This window comes from Cognatazoarcus halotolerans, from assembly GCF_009800965.1.
Lineage (GTDB): Bacteria > Pseudomonadota > Gammaproteobacteria > Burkholderiales > Rhodocyclaceae > Cognatazoarcus > Cognatazoarcus halotolerans.
Genome location: NZ_WUAF01000058.1, coordinates 1 through 513 on the forward strand (window position 1 = coordinate 1; position 513 = coordinate 513).

Here is a 513-nt window from a genome sequence, read left to right on the forward strand (position 1 = left end):
CGACTTCATCCGCGGTTGGCGCGATCAGAAGTCGGCGAACGCGCCGACACGCGCCTTCGTGCCGCTGAAGTTCGAACTGGGCGAAGCCTTCCAGTTCGACTGGAGCGAGGAGCGGCTGGTGATCGGCGGCGTGTGGCGCCGGCTGATGGTCGCGCACTTGAAGCTGTGCGCAAGCCGCGCTTTCGTGCTGGTCGCCTATCCGAGCCAGGAGCACGAGATGCTGTTCGACGCCCATACCCGCAGCTTTGCGGCGCTGGGCGGCATCCCCCGGCGCGGCATCTATGACAACATGAAGACCGCGGTCGACAAGGTCAGGAAGGGCAAGGGCCGCGTCGTCAATGCGCGCTTCTCGGCGCTGTGCGCCCACTACCTGTTCGAGCCGGAATTCTGCAATGTCGCTTCGGGCTGGGAGAAGGGCGTCGTGGAGAAGAACGTCCAGGACAGTCGGCGGCGGATCTGGCTGGATGCCGGCAAGCTGAGGTTCGGCAGCTTCGCCGAACTGAACGACTGGCT

General features: G+C 65.1%; 1 protein-coding gene. It reads left to right on the top strand.

The annotated features are described in order from the left end of the window. Positions 1-513, top strand: a 513-nt coding sequence (gene istA / locus GQB03_RS22640) for an IS21 family transposase (protein ID WP_159694061.1), incomplete at both ends; no start/stop codon positions are given.